Origin of the sequence: Nocardiopsis potens DSM 45234 (assembly GCF_000341105.1) — a bacterium.
GTDB lineage: Bacteria > Actinomycetota > Actinomycetes > Streptosporangiales > Streptosporangiaceae > Nocardiopsis_A > Nocardiopsis_A potens.
In genome coordinates this window covers 25895-43560 of sequence record NZ_ANBB01000068.1, presented here as the reverse complement: position 1 = coordinate 43560, position 17666 = coordinate 25895, and the positions used below count along the sequence as shown (strand labels likewise).

The 17666-nt window shown below is 76.2% G+C and carries 10 protein-coding genes and 1 pseudogene; 3 read left to right on the top strand and 8 right to left on the bottom strand.

Features of this window, described 5'->3' with window-relative positions; translation table 11 throughout:
* Window positions 1-49: 49 nt before the first annotated feature.
* Window positions 50-607, bottom strand: a complete 558-nt coding sequence (locus D459_RS0126410) for an ATP-binding protein (RefSeq protein ID WP_017596006.1) — start codon at window positions 605-607, stop codon at window positions 50-52.
* A gap of 576 nt (window positions 608-1183) precedes the next feature.
* Between D459_RS0126410 and D459_RS0126405 the strand changes: the two genes are divergently transcribed.
* Window positions 1184-1447, top strand: a complete 264-nt coding sequence (locus D459_RS0126405; protein WP_017596005.1) for a DUF397 domain-containing protein — start codon at window positions 1184-1186, stop codon at window positions 1445-1447.
* Window positions 1448-1778: 331 nt separating this feature from the next.
* A pseudogene (locus D459_RS32910) lies at window positions 1779-2683 on the top strand (helix-turn-helix domain-containing protein).
* 148 nt (window positions 2684-2831) lie between these two features.
* Here the strand turns inward: D459_RS32910 and D459_RS0126395 are convergent.
* Window positions 2832-4652: an SGNH/GDSL hydrolase family protein gene (locus D459_RS0126395; RefSeq protein WP_040711165.1), complete on the bottom strand. Its 1821-nt coding sequence runs from the start codon at window positions 4650-4652 to the stop codon at window positions 2832-2834.
* A 285-nt stretch (window positions 4653-4937) separates the two neighbouring features.
* On the opposite strand from D459_RS0126395, the gene D459_RS0126390 reads away from it, so the two are divergent.
* Window positions 4938-5942, top strand: a complete 1005-nt coding sequence (locus D459_RS0126390; protein ID WP_017596002.1) for an LLM class flavin-dependent oxidoreductase — start codon at window positions 4938-4940, stop codon at window positions 5940-5942.
* A 334-nt stretch (window positions 5943-6276) separates the two neighbouring features.
* Here the strand turns inward: D459_RS0126390 and D459_RS0126385 are convergent, their stop codons facing one another.
* The 6 genes from D459_RS0126385 to D459_RS0126360 form a co-directional block, all read right to left on the bottom strand.
* Window positions 6277-6726, bottom strand: coding sequence for a type II toxin-antitoxin system PemK/MazF family toxin (locus tag D459_RS0126385; protein ID WP_017596001.1), 450 nt, complete (start codon window positions 6724-6726; stop codon window positions 6277-6279).
* Between the two features lie 57 nt (window positions 6727-6783).
* Window positions 6784-8154 (bottom strand): hypothetical protein, encoded by a 1371-nt coding sequence (locus D459_RS0126380; RefSeq protein WP_017596000.1) that lies wholly within the window; start codon window positions 8152-8154, stop codon window positions 6784-6786.
* A 68-nt stretch (window positions 8155-8222) separates the two neighbouring features.
* The gene (locus tag D459_RS0126375; RefSeq protein ID WP_152523118.1) at window positions 8223-10382 is read right to left on the bottom strand and encodes a hypothetical protein; all 2160 of its coding nucleotides are present in this window, start codon (window positions 10380-10382) and stop codon (window positions 8223-8225) included.
* Between the two features lie 326 nt (window positions 10383-10708).
* Window positions 10709-11644, bottom strand: a complete 936-nt coding sequence (locus tag D459_RS0126370) for a DUF5954 family protein (protein WP_017595998.1) — start codon at window positions 11642-11644, stop codon at window positions 10709-10711.
* Window positions 11645-13140: 1496 nt separating this feature from the next.
* A complete protein-coding gene (locus tag D459_RS0126365; RefSeq protein ID WP_017595997.1) occupies window positions 13141-16107 on the bottom strand; it encodes a DEAD/DEAH box helicase family protein in 2967 nt (988 codons plus the stop codon).
* A gap of 9 nt (window positions 16108-16116) precedes the next feature.
* Window positions 16117-17580: an amino acid permease gene (locus tag D459_RS0126360; protein ID WP_017595996.1), complete on the bottom strand. Its 1464-nt coding sequence runs from the start codon at window positions 17578-17580 to the stop codon at window positions 16117-16119.
* Window positions 17581-17666: the final 86 nt, after the last annotated feature.

Below are 17666 nucleotides of genomic sequence, written 5' to 3'. Positions count from 1 at the left end.
GCCCTCTCAGGAACGGCGTGCGATAGGGGCCGCGAGCGTCCGGGCGTGCTCAGGCCGCGGTGTCGAAGGAGGCCCAGACGACCTTGCCCTGGCCGCGCAGCGCCCGCCAGCCCCAGTCGGAGCTGAACGCCTCGATGAGCGCCAGGCCGCGGCCGCCCTCGGCGCGCTCGTCCGGGTCGACCCGGACCGGCTCCTCGGTGCTGGGGTCGAAGACCAGGCACGCCAGCCGCGACTCGTGCCGGACCAGGCCGAACTGGATGGACCAGTCGGACAGCGCGCCCGCGCCGGGGACTGCGTGCCGGCAGGCGTTGGTGACCAGTTCGGAGACGACGAGCAGGGTGTCGGAGCGGAGCGGTTCCAGCTCCCACTCCCGGAGCACCCGGGTGGTGAAGTCGCGGGCGGCCTTGACCGAGGCTGCGTTGAACGCGAGCCCTTGGACGGCGGTGGCCGCGTTCACGAAGAGGTCTCCGGCGGGGAGCGGGGCGGCGGAGAGTCCGGTCCAGTCCCAGGGGGCGGGTGCGGGGTTCGCGCGGAGGTAGGACCGCGGCGCGAAGAAGGGGACCGCGGACAGGTCGCCGGGGCCGGAGTGTGCGGGGTAGGCCGTCATGTCATCCCTCGTACCGCTGGGCTGCTGGATGGCTTGGTCTCGGCCGGCTCGCGCCGTCCGCGGGGTTTCCGCACGTCCAACGCCCTCCGGCCGGGTTTCGACCGGTTCGCCGTCGCTTACGAGTGTAAGCACGGATGCACGTGCACACCGCAGTCTAGTGAGGCTCGGGCAAAGTGTCGCCCCCGCACCTCTTTGTTATTGAAACGTGCCCCCTGCCCGCCGTTCTCCCCTCGGGTCACCGTTGCCCCGCCGCGCACCATTTCACAAATAGGTCGCGAACTGCAGGTTCATCGGATCTATCGGCCGGCCGCCGCCGCGGCGGCCGCCCGCGGCGCCGCCGGCCGGGCCGCACCGGCCCCGGACCCGCTCCGCCGCCGTGACCTCCGCCGGGACACCGACAGAGGCGCACCGGTCACTGTCTGAATCGTCACCGGCGCACTGATTTCGAGCGTTTAGCGAAGATTATTGTGCTTACCGACGCAAGCACCGGTGCAAACACGAATGCACGTGCATGCAATACTCGCGGCAGCACCCCGGGCGGCCCGGTCCGCCCGGAGAGCGACGAAGGAGGAACGCATGAGTCAGTCCGCCCAGGTCGGCAACGGCGCCCCCGCCGACCGGATCGCGGGCGCCGTGTGGCGCAAGAGCTCGCTGAGCAACCCCAGCGGGAACTGCGTCGAGCTGGCCCGGCTGCCCGGTGGCGAGATCGCGGTACGCAACTCCCGACACCCGAGCGGGCCCGCGCTCGTCTACACCCCCGCCGAGATCTCCGCCTTCGTCCAGGGCGCCAAGCGCGGCGACTTCGACGACCTCGCCACGCCCCTCGACAGCGCGCTCTGACCCCCGCCCGCAGCGTTCCCCGTTCGCGCTGCGGGCCCCCAGGACCGGGCGCCGCCCTCCTCCGCCGGGGAGGGCGGCGTCCTTCTTCTCCCGTCCAGACCGGGTTTTCGGCACATTTCAGACACATTCCCGTGCATGCGCCCCGTGCAGGTGCTCCGTGCAGATATCGTCCCAGGGTGTTGTCGGGCGCCCGCCCGGGGGTTACCGTTGCCTCCGAGGTGTGAGAACCCGGTCCGCATGGTGAGAAGGAACGCGGTCCGGGAGCCCCGGGCTCGGTTTCCCCCTATCCTGTTCCACCGACCCCGCGCGAACCGCACCCCCCGGAGGGCACATGCAATTAGCGCGCACGGAAGCGGTCCCCACCGCGAACGTCCTCTCCCCGCCCCGCGGCGGCCCCACGGTCCTGAGGATCCTCCTCGGCACCCAGCTGCGCCGCCTGCGCACGGAGAAGGGCATCTCGCGCGAGGACGCCGGATACGAGATCCGCGCCTCGCACGCCAAGATCAGCCGGCTGGAGCTCGGCCAGGTCAGCTTCAAGGAGCGCGACGTGGCCGACCTGCTCACCCTCTACGGGGTGACCGACCCCGAGGAGCGGGAGAGCCTGGTCGCCCTGGCCCGGCAGGCCAACAACCCCGGCTGGTGGCACAAGTACAGCGACGTCCTGCCGAGCTGGTTCGAGGTCTACGTCGGCCTGGAGGAGGCCGCCTCCATCATCCGCAGCTACGAGCTGCAGTTCGTGCCCGGCCTGCTGCAGACCGAGGAGTACGCCCGCGCGGTGGTCATGCTGGGCCACGGCGACGCCCCCGGGGACGAGATCGAGCGCCGGGTGGCGCTGCGGATGAAGCGGCAGCGCCGGCTGACCGAGCCCGGCGCGCCCAAGCTGTGGGCCGTGGTGGACGAGGCCGCGCTGCACCGCCCGCTCGGCGGGACCGGCGCCATGCGGCGCCAGATCGAGCACCTCATCGACATGGCCACGCTGCCCAACGTCACGCTGCAGATCGTGCCGTTCGCCAAGGGCGGGCACGCGGCCGCCGGGGCCCGTTCAGCATCCTCCGCTTCACCGGGGCCGAGCTGCCCGACGTGGTCTACCTGGAGCAGCTCGCCAGCGCCGTCTACCTGGACAAGCCGGAGGAGACGGACAAGTACATGGTGGTGATGGACCGGCTGTGCGTGGACGCCGCCCCGGCCTCCGAGACCGCGCGCTTCCTCGGCTCCATCATGAAGAACTTCGCCTGAGCCGGAACGCCCGCCCGGGGTCCCGCTCCCCGGGCGATGTTCTTGGTGCTGCGGGCCCATCAGAGCGCTCTGATGGGCCCGCAGCACCAAGATCAACGGGGAGGGGCGGCGGCCGGGCTCCCCTGCCCGCCCCTCCCCCGCCGGCGGGCTAGGACTCCTCGGGGACCAGCAGGCGCAGGTCGACCGAGTGCGCGATCGCGCGCAGGCCCGCGTCGCCCGGGTGCAGGTGGTCGCCGGAGTCGTACTCGGGCAGCAGCCGGGACGGGTCCTCGGGGTCGCGGAGCACCTCGTCGAAGTCGAGCACCGCGTCGAACAGGCCGCCCGGGCCGGAGTTCTCCCGGATGAAGGCGTTCACCTCGGTGCGGCGGGCGTCCACGTCCGCCGTGCAGTCCGGGTAGCCGCCGCAGGGCGCGATGGTCGCCGCCACCACCCGCAGCCCGTGCGCGCGGGAGCGCTCGGCGATGGTGCGCAGGCCGTCCGCGAGCTCGTCCGCGCCAGCCCCCCAGCGGACGTCGTTGATCCCCTGGAACACCACCACCGTCCGGGCCCCGGTCTGCGCGAACACGTCCCGGTCCAGCCGGTTCAGCGCGCTCACCCCGCCGGTGTCGCTGCTCACCCCGTCGCCGCCGTACCGGTCGGCCAGCACCTGGTTGGCCGAGATGCCCTGGTTGAGCACCCCGTAGCGGGGCACCCGGTCCTGGTCCAGGAGCCGGTCGGTGAGCACGTCCGGCCAGCGGCGGTCCGCCCCGGGGGTGGAGCCGACGCCGTCGGTGATCGAGTCGCCCAGCGCGACCACCGAGCCGGTCCCGCCGGCCGTGTCGATCCCGGCGAGGAACGGCCAGCTCTCGAAGGTCCGGGTGAAGCCGGAGCCGTCCGCCTCCCCGCTCAGATCGGTCCCCGGTTCGCCCGCGTAGCTGGTCCCGGTGGCCGCGGTGTGCACCGGCGCCGCCTCCACCCGCCCCGGCAGGTGGATGCTGACCAGCAGTTCGGCGGCGTCCGACAGCGCGAGGCCGATCGGGTCGCTGGTCAGCCTGCCCCCGGCCGGGATGACCGCGGACCGCTCCCCGCCGAACTCCACCGGGACCGGCCGCTGCGCGGCCGCGGCCCCCTCGTCCCGCAGCGCGACCGTGACCGCGCCGATCTCGACCGGTGCCGCGGCGAAGACGTTGTCCAGGTGGAGCCGGGTGTCCGGACCGCCGGCGCCGGTCCGCACCGCCAGCCGCAGGGTCTGGTCCTCCCAGGGGCCCACCTCGGCGTAGCCGGAGGCCGAGGCCGACCAGGTCCCGGTCCAGTCCCGCTGCTCCCTGCGCACGCCGAGGTCGAAGACGTGCATCCGGGCGCCGCCCCCGATCTCCGGCAGCTCGATGCCGGTGGGCCTGCGGTCCGGGTCGACCGGCACGGTGACGGCGTACAGCCGCACCTGCTCCCCGGCCGGCCCGTCCGGGGTGTTTGCGTAGGGCAGCGCCACCGCCTTGGTCGCCAGGGGGCCGGTCTCCCAGTCGGGGGTGGTGACGCTGTACTCCTCGGAGCCGTCCCGGTAGATGATCCGCCCGGTGCCGGTGGCGTCGCCGCCGGTGGCCGCGGCCAGAAAGGTGACGGCCCGGACCGCGCCGCGCAGCCGCACCCGCTGCCCGTCGGCGACCGCGTTGTCCGGTTCGCCCGGGCGGGTGTCGGGCATCCGCAGCTCGGTGCCGTGCAGGACGACGGCGTCCCCGGGGCCCCAGCCGGCGGCGGCCAGCGCCTGGGCGGACAGGCTGCGCCCGTCCCCGTCCAGGTCCGCCCCGTCCGGTTCGCCGTCGTCGGAGATGCCCTCGTTGTCGTAGAACCGGGCGACGCCGCCCGGCGGGGCCGGTTCGGCCGCCGCCTCCCGGGGCGGCGGCCCCAGCACGCCGACCGCGGTGACCAGGGCGAGCGCCGCGGAGTACAGCATCAGCCGTCTCGTGAACGTTCCGGGGGATGTGCGGGCCATGTGACCGTCCTCTCCGAGAGACACGGGCCTCATTGTCACCTCCGCCCCCGTCCCCGGGGTGGATTCCGGGCGTCCGACACGAAAACGGCCCCGCGGCGGGGCTTTCCGGGCCCGGGGCGGGCGCGCCGCGCCGCCCTCCCGCCGCCCGCTCCGGCCTGCGGCGGGGCGCGGCGGGGCGGGTGCGGCGGGGACGGATCAGAAATAACGGGCGGAGCGGCGCGGTTGAGCGAAGGGCGACCCTCCCGCGGCCGCGCCCCGAGACCCCGTCACGAAAGGCCGCCGACCTTGTCCGCGCCCGGTTCCGCCCCCACGCTGTCCGTCCTCGACCTCGCGCACATCCCGGAGGGGGGAACCGCCCGGGAGAGCCTGCAGGCCAGCCTGGAACTGGCGCAGGCCGCCGACCGGCTGGGCTACCGCCGGGTCTGGTACGCCGAGCACCACAACATGGCGACCATCGCATCCTCGGCCACCGCCGTGCTCATCGCGCACATCGCCGCGCACACCGAGCGGATCCGGGTCGGCGCGGGCGGCGTGATGCTGCCCAATCACGCCCCGCTGACCGTCGCCGAGCAGTTCGGAACCCTGGAGACGCTGCACCCCGGCCGGATCGACCTGGGCCTGGGCCGCGCGCCCGGCAGCGACCAGAACACGGTGCGGGCGCTGCGCCGCGACCCGTCCGCGGCCGACGCCTTCCCCGACGACGTGCTGGAACTGCGGGGCTACCTCTCCGGCCGGTCGGTGGTTCCCGGCGTGGAGGCCACCCCGGGCAAGGGCACCGACGTCCCGCTGTACATCCTCGGCTCCTCGCTGTTCGGCGCGAAGCTCGCCGCGGCGCTGGGCCTGCCGTACGCGTTCGCCTCGCACTTCGCCCCGGCCGCGCTGGAGGAGGCCGTCGCGGTCTACCGCGCCGAGTTCTCCCCCTCCGAGCAGCTGGCCGAGCCGTACGTGATCGCCGGGGTGAACGCCACCGCCGCCGACACCTCCGAGGAGGCCCGGCGCCAGGCGCACCTGGCCCGCCGCCGGATGGCCGCCCAGCTGCTGGCCCGGGGCCGCACGCTCAGCCCGGAGGAGGCCGACGCCGCGCTGGAGTCGCCCGCCGGCCGGCACGTGCAGCAGATGGCCACCTACTCCGCGGTCGGCGACCCCAAGGAGGTCGTCGCCTACCTCAACGACTTCGCCGCGCACGCCCGGGCCGACGAGCTCATCATCGCCTTCCAGGCCGGCGACCCGGCGTCCCGCCTCCGCTCCGCCGAACTCATCGCGGAGGCCGCCGCCCTGCCCGCCGCCTGACCGCACCGGCCGGCGCACCTCGGACCCGGTCCGCCCGCTCGGAGCGGGGCCCGTCCGCGTCCTCCGGCTCCGGGGCGCGGACGGCGGGCGCCGGACGGGCGCACCGGGCGGCCCGGCCCCGGCGGGCGCTCCGACTGCGGAGGCCGCCGGACGGCGCCTGCGCGCCCCGGGCCTTCCGGGGCGGGCCGCCGGGGCCGCCCACGGCGGAAGCCCGCCCAGGGCGCCGATCCCGGCACCGCGCCCGCTGCCGGAGGCGAGGGGCCGGGTCGGCGGGGAGAGGGGCCGCCGGGCGGCACGTGCGCCCCGCCCGGCGGCCCCTCTTCCCGAGGCGGGGTCAGCGCCAGCCGTAGCGGCGACGGAGGACCGCGGCGACCTCGGCGAAGCGGCGGCCGTCGAGGACCGCGCCCTCCCGGCGGATGTCGTCCTCCTCCATCTCGAAGAGCCGGTCCAGGCAGAGGTAGGAGGTGCGGCCGCCGGAGTCCCAGGGGCCCTCGCCGAGTTCGAGCCAGTCGTGCTCCTCGTGCGGGTCGGGCTCCTGGGAGGAGAGCATCAGAGCGTGCAGCCGGGTGCCCTTGCGGCCGACGACCAGCAGCGGGCGGTCCTTGCCCCGGCCGTCGTTCTCCTCGTAGGGCACCCAGGTCCAGACGACCTCGCCGGTGTCGGCCCGCCCGTCGGGCTCGGGGGCGTACTCCAGGCTGGTGGCGCCGGCCCTGGTCGCGATCTCGCGGACTTCGCCGCGCAGCGGGTGGTCGGCGCGGCCGTCGGCGGTGGAGGAGGAGTTCATGGGGCGTTTCTACCGCATCCCAGCCTCCCCCGCCGCCCCGGCGGCCCCGCTCCGGGGTCAGCCGCGGGGCTCCCGGTCCGGGGTGCGCAGGTCGCCGCGGAGGATCCGGTCCACCAGGTCGGAGCGGAGCGCGCCGAAGCCGGTGGCCGACCAGACGCTCTCCTCCGCCGGAACCGTGTAGTACGGGAGGTCCGCGCCGCCGTGCCGGACCACCAGCGCCTTGGGTGCGGCCCTGCGGCGCACCGCGCGGGCGCAGTCGGAGCAGAGCGGCACGGTGGCGGAGCGCCGGCTGCCCACCGGCCGCCACTCCGTGTCGGCGGTGGAGGTGCCGTGCAGCGGGTTGGCGTAGCAGTGCCGCCGCTCCCGGGGCGGCCGCCGGCCCGCGGCCAGCGCCGCCGCCCGCGCCATCCGGTACTCGGCGACGTCGAGCAGGACCAGCGCACCGACCTCGTCGGCGAGGTCCGCCTCGCCGTCCCGGGCGGCGTCGTGCGCCTTGCCCGCCGCGGTGTGCGCGTTGAGCGCGCCCTGCAGCGCCTCGGTGGCCTCCGCGCCGCCGCGGCCGCCGGTCTCGGCGCGGCTCAGCCGCTCGCCGACCGCCACGATCTCCGCGCCGACCCGCTCGGACAGCTCGTCGAGCCGGGCCGCGTCGGCGTTGTCGAAGGCGGTGAGCGGGGCGGCCCGGACCGCGTGCCTGGTCCGCGCGGCCCTGCGCCGCACCCGGACCAGCAGCAGCACCGCCCCGGCGATCAGCGCCGCCGCTCCGGCCGCCCAGGCCAGCAGGATCGGCCAGGTGAGCGGCCCCGACGTGTCGAACAGGCCGCCGTTGCGCTCCTCGTAGCCCGCCTTGGCGTCCTCGTAGAGCCGCTCCGCCTCCCCGGAGAGGGCGATCTCCACCGCGCGCTCGATCTCCTCGCCGGGGGTGCCCTCGAAGTCGCTCTCGTAGGAGGGGGCCAGGGCCGCGAGGGAGGCGTTGACGCCGCCCTCCTCGTAGGCGCTGTCCGCCGGGTAGTCCGCGCCCTCCACCGACTGCCCGCCGAAGGCGATGTAGTGCGCCTCGGACAGGCCGGACCGGTCGTGCACCGCTTCGAGGAGGTTGTCGACCTCGCCCTGCCACCGGTCGCCCTTGGCGACGGGCAGCACGACCACGAACAGCGGCTCGCCGCTCTCCTCGATGCTCTCCGCGATGGCGCCGGCCTTCTCCTCGGGCAGCGCCGAGGCGTAGGCGGGGTCCACCAGGACCGGCGACTCCTGCAGCGCCTCGGCGATCTCGGCCGCGCCGCCGGGGGCCGCGCCGCCGTCCGTGTCGGCCGCCGCGTCGGCCGCCGCCGGGGCCGCACCGAGCAGTGCGGCCGCGCCGAGCAGCAGCGCCGCCGCGCGCGCGGCCCGCCGCCCCGCGGCCGCCGGGCCGTTTCCAGTCCTGCCGAGCACCGTTCCGCCTCCCGTGTTCCCCGTCGTTCCGCGCCGTACCGGCGCCCGGTCCGTGTTCCGTCCGCCGCTCACCGCACCCCCAGCCGGGCCCGGACCTCGCCGGCGAGGTCGGTGCCGTCCGCACCGTAGCCGGTCGCGGTCCAGAACCGGTCCACTTCGGTGTGCGGCACCGCGCGCCCGCCGGCCCGGACCAGCAGCACCCGCTCGGCCCGCTCGGCCGAGGTGAGAGCGGCGCAGGCGGGGCAGAAGGCCGAGAGCCGCCCGTCGCGGCCCCCTCTCCTGCCCTGGGCCGGACCGTGCAGCGGGTTGATTCCGCACACCGGCCGGTCGGCCGAGGCGAGGCCGCGCAGCCGGCCGCGGGCGGTGCGCAGCAGCACCACCAGGCCGACCAGGTCGAGTTCGTCGTGCTCCTCGTCGGCGAGCAGCAGCGCGGCGTCCAGCGCCGACATCGCCTCGGGGTAGCGGCGGTGCCCCTCGCCGGCCTCTTCGACCGCCTGCTTGAGCTCCGCGCACTCCCGGTCGAACATCCGGTTCAGCGCGGACCGGCCGGGGCGGCGCGGGGCGTCCGGGTCGCCCAGGTCGGCCCCGGCCCGGGCCGCCGACCCAGCGGTGCCGGGCATCGGGAGGCGGAGCGGCAGCAGGGGCCCGAAGCGCCTCAGCGCCCACCAGGCGGCGCCGAGCGCCGCGGCGAGCAGCGGCCCCATGACGGCCGACCCGGGGATCACCCCCTCGCCGCCGAAATAGTCGCCGAGGTAGGGGCGGTCCGCCGGCTCGGGCGGTTCGGGCAGGTACGGCTCGGGGACCGGGTAGGTCTTCCAGCCGTCCGGGTCGCCCTGCTCGACGGTGCTGAGGGCGGCGCCGATCACCTGCGCGGTGCCGGGGTCCTCCTTCTCCTGCTCCCGGCTCATCCCCTCGCGGATGTCGTACTCGGAGGGGCCGGCGCCGAACGGGACGGCGGTCACCCCGTAGCCGCTCTGGCCGGCGGCGGCGACGATGTAGACCGCGTCATCGCCGAGCACCGAGTGCAGGGCGTGCGCCAGGATCTCCGGGTCGCCGCCGGACTCGTCGGCGCCGTCCATCGCGACGACCGCCACCCGGACCGGGACGTCCGCTCCGGCGGCCCGCTCGGCCAGCTCCTCCGCCTCCTCCGGGGGCAGCGCGGAGGAGGCCAGCGGGTCGAGGTAGAACCGGCTCTCCTCCAGGCCGGCGGCGATCCGCTCCACCCGGACGGTGTCCCGGACGTAGGGCGGTTCGGGCCGGAACGACTCGTCCTCGCTCCGGCGCACCCCGCCCGAACCGGCGGCCTGCTCGGCCTGCTCGGCCTCGTAGGCGTCCATGTCGTTCCCGACCGCGACGGTCAGCGCCGCGCCGCCGGCGACCGGCAGCGCCGCGGCGGCCAGCGCGGCGAGGACCATCAGCGGCGCGCCGGCGAGCACCCAGGCCGCCCGGAGCGGAAGCGGCCGCCGCGCCGCCCCGCCCTTCTTCCCGTTCCCGCCGCTCTTCCCGGCGGAGGGCCCGCCGTCCCGGAGGGACCGGCGCACCACCGCGGCCAGGAGGAGGATCCCCGCGGCGCTGCCCAGCATCCCGCAGAGCAGGCCCAGATTGGCGGCGGGCGTCTCCCGGCCCGGGTTCAGGTCCGAGGGGAGGAAGTCCCACGGCTCCCCGTCGTCGGGCGGGGACGCGCCGGTGTCGGCGCCCCGCTCCGCGACGGCGGGGTCGGTCAGCGCCTCGGCGAAGGCCCGGGCGGTGTCGTCGATGCTCGGGTCGGAGCCGAGGTCGGTGCTGTAGAGGAGCTGCCGCGCGGCCTCCTCGGCGGGGAGGTCCACGCCCTTGGCGGCGGCCTCCACCATGGCGGTGCCGGGGGAGATCAGCACGTAGACGCCGTCCTCGCCCACCCGGTCCATCAGCGCCGACACCGGGGCGCCGGTCTCGGCGTAGGAGTGCGCGGGCGGGGCGGCCACCACGTAGTAGGGGACGTCCAGCGGGTCGAACACGCCGTGCAGCTCGGCGTCGAGGGCCTCGGTGTCGTAGGCGCCCGCCAAGGCGTCGCTGACGTAGACCGCGCTCCCCGGCCGGTCCTCGGCGAGCCGCTCGGCGAAGAAGGCCGCCGGGGTCCGGGCCTCGCCGGGCCCGTCGGCGAGGGCCGCCGGCGCGCCGGGCACGGCCATCGCGATCAGCGCGGCCAGGAGCACCGCCGCCATTCCGGTGAACGGCCGCATCCGTGCCACGCCCGCCTCCTCCGCCTCTTCCATCGTCTGCCGCCCCGTCTCCGGGGCGCGCTCATGCTAGCAACGCCGCGCCCCCTCCGATGGCACAGACCAGGGATTTCGCCCCGTTCCGGGGCATTCCGGGGCGAGTTCACCGGGGGCGGGGCCCCTCTCCCCGGGACTCGCAAGGCCTTGGGGGGCGGGTTCGGAGCCCTCGGGGCGGCCCGGCGCGCGGACCGCCCTCCGCTCCCGGCGGAGCCGCGCCGCAGGTGCGGACACCGGCTCCGGGCACCGGCGGCGCCAGGCCACCGCCCCCGGGACGGGCCTCCCCGCCGGGGGCGGTGCACCTAGGGCGAGTCGCCGGGGAGGAAGCGCCGCGCCTCCGGACCGGGGCGGGGCGGGACCGGTGCGTCGTCCGGGGAGAGCTCGCCGGCCTCGGCCGCCTCCAGGTGCAGGACAGCGGGCGGGAGCTCGGGGTCGGGGTCGCTGGCCCGGGGCGGTTCCGGTCCGTCGAAGCCCACCCGGACCACGCGCAGCACCCGCGCCACCCGGAAGCGGTGCTCCAGCACGTCGGCGGCGTCGATCGGGCCGTCCTCCTCCGACCAGCGGCGCAGCTCCCTGCGGCAGGCGTCGCCCACCCCGGGGCGGAGCGAGGAGCCCTCCTCGTCCTCGCGGACCATGTTCTCGAAGAACCGGCGGAGGGCGTCCCGGGCCTCCTCCAGCGTGGCGTGCTCCTGGCCCATCGGGCGCCAGCCCGGGTCGCCGCGCCCCTTGGAGAGCAGCTGGAAGTCGGGCGGCATGGTCACCAGGTCGGGGTAGGCCATGCTGCCGACCAGGGCGTCCTCGGTGACCTCGGGCGGGATCGGGCCGCCCGCGGGGACCACGCCGGCGATCTCCTCCTTGAGTCCGGCGGCGCGCGGGGCGGGGTCGGAGTCGGCGCCGAGGCCGACCGGGCCGCGCGGCGGATCCGCGTCGGCGGGGCCGGGCGGTTCCGGTTCGTCCCCGGTGAACAGGACGTAGCGCTCGATCCGCACGATCCTGTACCGGTGGCCGAGCACCGTCACCTCGTCGTGCTTCTCCCAGTCCATCAGGTTGGCGGCGTCGGCGAACTCCCGCGCGCGCTCCGGGTCGCCGCCGGCCGCGGCCTCCTCCTTGAGGAAGTGGTGGGCCAGCGCGTCCCGGCCGCCCTGCGGGGTGTTCCCCGGATGGACGCGGGTGCACCAGCCCTCCGCGGTCTCTTCCGCAGGCTGGTAGAGGGGGTCGAGCATGCGCAGGTCGCTCATGGCCGCGATTGTGCCCGATCCGCAGCCGCGCGGCCCACCCCCGAAGCGCTTTCGCCCGAGATCAGCCGATCCGCTCCCGCACCCGCGCGCCGAAAAACCAGCGAAGGCCATCGAGGCACCTCCGCGACAACGGCCGAGAAAGGGCCGGGGCACCGACATCCCCCGAACGCGGCGCCCCACGGAGCGAAGGTCAAGACGGGCAGCGACGGCGCCGGTAGGAGCAGGGCCGGGCGCCTCAGCCGAGCGCGGCACCTCGCGGAGCGAAGGTTCAAGCAGGCAGCGAAGGCAGCGCTCGGGGACCGGCCGGTCGATCAGGCGCGGCGTCCCGCAGAGCGAAGGTCAAGACGGGCAGCGACGGTGAAGGTAGGGGCAGGGCCGGGCGCCTCACCCGAGCGCGGCGCCTCGCGGAGCGAAGGTTCAAGCAGGCGGCGAGGGTGGGAGGGAGCCGGGCGCCGCGTTCACCGGCCAGGCCCGGCACGTGCTCCCGCCAGGGGGCGACCTTATCCCCTATGCCGGGTTTGCGGCGAGGAACGGACAGGAGCGGGGGCGCCCTGCGCACCTCCGCAGCACCCCGATTACATCTACCAGCGAGTAGTAAGCCCCCAAGCCCCCACCACCCTCTCACCGATCACCCAGAGTGGCCAAACGGGGCTCCCCGAGAGAACAAAAGCGACATCCCACCCCCGCTCCGCCTCTCCCCGGGTTCCGGCCCCCTGCATCCCGGTCTTGCGGGCGGCTCGAACCCTCCGTCACCGGCCCGATCAGGGCGAACCGGGCCTCCCGGGGCCCGATCCGGCCCAGGATGCGCGCCCAGGAATCACCGGGGTGCTCTCGCGGTGCGCAGGGCACCCCACCCCACCATCCCCCTGCGTATTCGCCCAGTTCAGAGAGGGGTAGCGGTTTCAGCGGCGGCCGGCCCCGACGCCCCGGGCGACGCGGACACGGCGAACCCGCTCCCTCTGCCCGCCCCGGCCGCCCCTCCCTGCTCTGCCACCCCCGACCGACCAGCCGGTCCCCACCCGCCGCCGTCGCCGCGAGCTTGAACCTTCGCTCCGCGAGGTGCCGCGCGCGGCTGGGGTGCCCGGCCCCGGCCCTGCCTTCGCCGTCGCCGCGCGTCTTGACCTTCGCTCTGCGGGGTGCCGTACCCGACCGACCGACCGGCCGGTCCCCACCGCCGCCGTCGCCGCCCGCCTGAACCCCCGCCCCGTGGGGCCCGACACCCGGGCGACCGCCTCCGCCCCGCCCCCACCGCCGCCGTCGCCGCCCGCCTGAACCCCCGCCCCGCGAGGCGCCGCGCCCAACCGACCAGCCGGTCCCCCTCCCGCCGTCGCCGCCAGCTTGAACCCCCGCCCCGTGAGGCGCCGTGCCCTGGTGAGAGGCCTGGCCGTCTCCCCTCCTCCGCCGTCATCGTCGCCGCGCCGAGTCGGCCGCATACCCGGCAGCCCCCGGCAGGCCGACCCCTCCCCGAGGCCGGGCCTCTCCGGCCGGTCCCCTGGTCAGGACCAGGACATCCGGCGGGCGGTGGCGGTCCCGGTCGGGTCGGTGCCGTAGTGCTCGGCGAGGATCTCGCGGCCCGCAGCGCTCGCGGCGTAGACCGCCTCGCCGGCGGAGACCCAGGTGTTCCAGGCCCCGGTGAAGGCGCGGACCGCCTCCTTGTTCCGGCCGAAGACGCCGGGGACCGCGTGGTAGGCGGCGCGGTTGGCGCGGGGGCGGCCGGCCAGCTGGGCGCGGGCCCGTGCGCGGGCGTCGCGACCGTTCGCCGGGGCGTCCGGCAGGTACCTCGGGATGAGGTAGCGGGGGGTGCCCACCAGCGGTGCCAGGACCTCGTCCAGGGCGGTGGCGAACTCCTCCGCCGCCGTCGCCCCGGCCCCGGTCAGCGTGTAGCGGTACACCCCGTCTGCGTCCACCCGGATCCTGACGGCCTCGGCGCCCGCCTCGGAGCGGCCCGCCGCGCGCAGGCCGTCGGCGACCGCGGACGCGTAGCGCGCGGTGTCCACCGGCTCCGCCGCGATCTCCTGCATCCGCACCACGCCGCGCACCCGGGCCTGCTCCCGGCGCCCCTCCACGATCATGAGCAGGGTCGGGGGCAGGGCGAACAGCCCGATCAGCGCCCACCAGGGAAGCGCCACGAAGGCCACGACCACCAGGAGCGGCGCCCCGAAGAAGGTGAGGATCACACCGAGGCAGACGAGCAGGTCGAGCAGGAGCGCGAGCAGAGCGGCGAGCGGGGCGGGTAGGACGGCGAACACGGGCGCGAGCAGAGCGGCGAGCGGGGCGGGCACGGCGACGAGCAGGGCCGCGGCCCGAGTGGGGAGCGTGGCCAGCGGCACAAGGCTCGAGGCGGGCGGGGCGCCGGGGCCGGGAATCGCGCCCGCGGCCGCCGGCAGTGCTGTCGGGGGCTCCGGCGGTGGAACGTCGCCGGCCGGGGCGGCGGCCCGGCCTCGGGCGGCGCGCACCCGCAGCGTGGGCAGGAGCTCGTCCCGGTAGGAGGCGCCCAGGCTCCAGCGGCGGCGGGTCTCGTCCCGCCGCTCGGCCCGGGCCAGCATCCGGGCGTTGACCGCGTCCAGCTCCTCCTCCGGCGGCGGTTCGAACGGGGAGAACGCCGGGTCGACGTGGGCGACGCCGCTCATCACCTCGCCCTCGGCGTCGACGCCCAGGTACCCCTCGTGCTTGCGGACGAAGCGGTTCCAGTCGGCGGAGCCGCGCGGGTGCCCGTCGGTGCTGCAGACCACGGTCCAGGTGTTCGCGGTCTTCTCCGGCCACGCCGGGTCCAGCCGCAGCGCGCGGCCCCGGCTCTGCACCACCGCGGTGGAGGTGGTCGCGGTGGTCAGGTCGACGACGGTGTTGACGCCGCGCGCGTCCCAGCCCTCGCCGAGCAGCGCGCGGGTGCCCACCAGCACCTGGCAGCGGCCGGCCTCGAAGAACCGGGTGGCCAGGGCGACCCAGATCCGGGAGCTCCAGCCGCCCTCGACCTGGTGGAGCGGGCCGCTCGGCACGGCCCGCAGGTCCAGGTCGGGGCGCTCGCGCGCGGCGAAGGCGATGAAGTCGGCGGCGGTGCCCGGCGCGGCCGCCACGGTGCGGCCGGTGACCAGCATCGGGGACAGGCCCTCGGTGCGCGCGTCGGCGGCCAGCAGCTCCAGCTGGAGCCGGGCCGATCCGGCGTCGTCGGCGAGCACGCCGCGGAGCCGGGCGGGCGGGCGCGCCGCGGCCCGCTCGTGGTCGCACAGGACCAGGGCGCGCAGCCTCGCGCCGATCGAGGCGCTCTCGGCGGAGAGGATCTCCACCGTGGCGTAGGACTTGGCGGCGCTGCGGGCGAGGACCCGGTCGGCCGGTGAGGCGCCGGCCCGGACGCCGCGCGCGGTCAGGTGGTAGCCGACCGAGGGCAGCGCGGCCCGGATGCGCTCGCGCGCGGCGCGGTCCCGCGCCGAGCCGCCGTCCAGCCGGTTGCGCGCGTAGTCGCCGATCAGCGCGGTCCAGTCCTCGGCACGCGGCGGGTGCCGGTGGCGCTCCAGCATCCGGGCGCCTTCGGGCAGGGCGCACAGCCCGGCGTGGTGCAGCCGGAGCACCGCGTCGGTGAGTTCGGGCTCCTGGGCGGCCAGCCGCGGCCAGGGCAGCCGTTCGCCGTCCGCGGTGGCCCGCTCGCCGAACCTGGCGTCCACCCAGGGCAGGAAGTCGGTGTCGGCGAACCCGGGGGCGAGCAGGTCGGTGCACATCTCGGCGAACCGGGTGCCCTGCTCGGCGAGGTGGTCCCGCTCCAGCCGGGTCGGCGCGGTGAGGTAGGCGAGTTCGGCGAACGGGGCGAGGTGGCCGTCGCGGACCAGCGCCGGGATGGAGGCGCCGACCACCGGCGGGCCGAACAGGCGGTCCACCAGCCGGGCCTCGGCGGCGGTGAGGCTCGCCGCGGGGGTGCCGGTCAGCCCGATCACGTAGGCGTCGTCCAGCTCCGCCAGCACCTCGTCGAGGAGGCGGCCCCACACCTGGAGAAGGTGGTGGCACTCGTCCAGCAGCACCGTGATCGGGCCCGCCCGGTGCAGCGCCGCGACCAGGGCGGCGCCGTTGCCGTGCAGCCGCTCCCGGGGCGAGGCGCGGGGGCGGCCGTCCTCGTCGGTCTCGGCGTCGGGGTCGAACACCGCCAGTGACTGGTAGGTGAGCACGGTGACGGGGTCGCGCAGGTCGCGCCGGGTCCCGGCGGTGCACCCGTCGGGCCGTTCGAAGGCGCGCCAGTGCGCGGTCCACTGGCCCTGGATCGCGGTGTTGGGTGCGAACACCACGGTGCGCCGGCCCAGCTCGCGCGCGGCCTCCAGGCCGACCAGGGTCTTGCCCGCGCCGGGCGGCAGCACCACCCAGGTGCGGCGCCGCCCGGCGTCCCAGCGCTCGGCGACGCGCCGCACCGCCGTGCGCTGGTAGGGCCGGAGCCCTCCGGGCCAGTGCGCCCCGTCCAGCGGCCGCAACGCGTCGGTCACGACTGCACCCTACGGTGTTCCGCCCCGGGGCGGGCCGCTCAGGCCGGAGTCGGCCGGTGTGTCCCGGCGCCTGCGCTGCCGGATCAGCCCGGCGGTCACCGCGACCGCCGCGACCACCAGGGTCAGCAGCAGCGAGCGGCGGGTCTCCGGGTCGAGGGCGAGCAGGGCGAAGAGCCCGGCCAGCACGGCGATCACCGCCCACGGCAGGTAGGGGTGGCCCCACATGCGCACGGTGAGGCGGCGGCCCTCGCGCTCGGCCCGGCCGCGGGCGCGGATCTGGGTGGCGGCGATGCAGAGGTAGAGCAGCACGATCACCGAGCCGCTGGAGGCGACCAGGAAGTCGAAGACGGCGTCGGTGCTGAAGAAGTAGTTCGCGCAGGCGGTGAGGAGCCCGGCCAGGCCGGAGGCGAGCACCGCGGGGACCGGGACCCCGGCCGCGTTGGACCGGCCGAGCAGGCGCGGCGCCTCGCCGCGGGCGGCCAGCGCGTAGGCCATCCGGGAGGAGGTGTAGATGCCGGCGTTCAGGCAGGAGAGCACGGCGACCAGCACCACCAGGTCCATGATCAGGTCCGCGTTCGGGATGCCCAGCCGGCCCAGGACGGCGGAGTAGGGGCTCTCGTCGATGCCGGCCTCTCCGTGCGGCAGCAGGGTGACGATGACCGCGACGGAGCCGATGTAGAAGACCAGGATGCGGACGACCGTGGAGCGGATGGCGCGGCGCACCGCCTCGGCCGGGCGGCGGGCCTCGCCGGCCGCGATGGTGACCACTTCGGCGCCGTTGAAGGCGAAGGTCGCCACGAGGGCGGCGGGGAGCAGCGCGTACCAGCCGTTGGGGGCGAACCCGCCCTGGCCGAGGAGGTTGCCGGTGCCGGGCGCGGGGACCCCGGGCAGCAGTCCGGCGATCGCGGCCAGGCCGAGCCCGATGAACAGCACGATCGCGGCCACCTTGATCAGCGCGAACCAGTACTCCAGCTCGCCGAAGGCGCGCACCGCGGCCAGGTTGGAGGCGGTGAGCACCAGCATGAACAGCAGCGCCGCCGCCCAGGCGGGGACCGAGGGCAGCAGCCCGTGCACCAGTCCGCCGCCGATGACCGCCTCCACGCCGACGGTGACCCACCACGCGTAGGTGTAGAGCCAGCCGATGGCCATGCCCATCCAGCCGCCGAACTCGCGCGAGGCGTAGCCGGCGAACGAGCCGGTGCTCGGGGAGGCGACGGAGAGCTCGGCCAGCATCCGCATGACCATGATGACCAGGAGCCCCGAGGCGGCGTAGGCGAGCAGCGCCGCCGGCCCCGCCGTGTGCACCACGCTGCCGGTCCCGACGAACAGGCCGGCGCCGATCACCCCGCCGATCGCGATCATGCTCATCTGCCGGTCGCCGAGCCCCGGGCGCAGGCCCCGCCGGGAGGCGGTCCCCTCTTCCGGGCCGGCGGGGGGCCGGGCCTGCCGGACGGGCGCCGATTCGTCGCTCATACCGCCTCCTCATCGCTCGATCGATCGATCGAGAAAGTGCATGCACGGTAGACCGGCGCGATTCGGGCGGTCAAGGGGGTCCGGGC